A 1,197-nucleotide genomic window follows, 5' to 3' on the forward strand; every position below is an offset into this window, starting at 1 on the left:
CCCGACGCACGTCCCGCTGCGGCAGGAGGCTTCGGCGGGTGGGCGGTATGACGTCGTCCCCGTCGGCAGGCGGCTGGACACCGGTGCCGCGCTGGAGCTGAGGCTCGGCATGCTGGCCCGCCACACCGCCGTCTTCGCCGGCTCCGGATCGGGCAAGACCGTGTTCCTGCGGCGGCTGGTGGAGGAATGCGCCCTGCACGGCGTCTCGTCGATCGTGCTCGACTCCAACAACGACCTCGCCCGCCTGGGCGACCCCTGGCCCGCCCCGCCCGCGGGGTGGAACGCCGACGACCCCGGCAAGGCGGCCCGCTACTTCGCCGAGTCCGAGGTCGTGGTCTGGACGCCGGGGCGCTCCCGCGGCCGCCCGCTGAGCTTCCAGCCGCTCCCGGACTTCGCTGCCGTCCTCGACGACCGCGACGAGCTGGAGTCCGCACTCGGCCTGGCCGTCGCCTCCCTCGCCCCGCGCGCGAACGTGAGCGGCGACACCGCCAAGGCCCGCAAGGGGAAGGCCGTGCTGCGCCAGGCGCTCGAACACTTCGCCCGCTCGGGCGGCGGCGGTTTCCCCGCGTTCCTCGGCATGCTGGCCGCGCTGCCGTTCGAGGCCAGCAGGATCGACCGGGCCGACATCATCGCCGCCGAGCTGGGCCAGCTCCTGACGGCGGCGACGATCAACGACCCGCTCTTCGCGGGCGACGGCGAGCCGGTGGACCCGGCCCGGCTGCTCACCCCGTCCGCGGGCAGACGGGCGCGCGTGTCGGTCGTCAGCCTCGTCGGCCTCAACGAGGACGCGCGGCCGGGCTTCGTCAGCAGGCTCCAGATGGCCCTGTTCTCCTGGATCAAGCGGAACCCGGCCCGCGACCGCCCCCTGACCGGCCTGTACGTCATGGACGAGGCCCAGGCCCTCGTACCGGCGACGCCGAAGACCGAGGCCCTGGCCAGCACGCTGACCCTGGCCTCGCAGGCCCGCAAGTACGGCCTCGGCCTGGTCTTCGCCACCCAGGCGCCGCGCGGGCTGCACAACCAGATCGCCGGCAACGCGACCACCCAGTTCATCGGCCGGTTGAACAGCCCCACGCAGATCTCCGTGGTCCAGGCGCTGGCGCGCGCCCGCGGCGGGCGGGCCGACCGGGTGGGACGTCTGGAGACCGGGCAGTTCTACGCCGTGAGCGACGGCGTGCCGGAGGTGCTGATCCGTAC

At 74.2% G+C, this 1,197-nt stretch carries 1 protein-coding gene; it reads left to right on the forward strand.

What is annotated here, in order from left to right; translation table 11 throughout:
* On the forward strand, positions 1-1,197 hold a 1,197-nt coding region (locus tag C1J01_RS48150; protein ID WP_146616050.1), incomplete at both ends, for an ATP-binding protein.

The organism is Nonomuraea aridisoli (assembly GCF_003236395.1).
In the GTDB taxonomy this organism is placed as follows: Bacteria; Actinomycetota; Actinomycetes; order Streptosporangiales; family Streptosporangiaceae; genus Nonomuraea; species Nonomuraea aridisoli.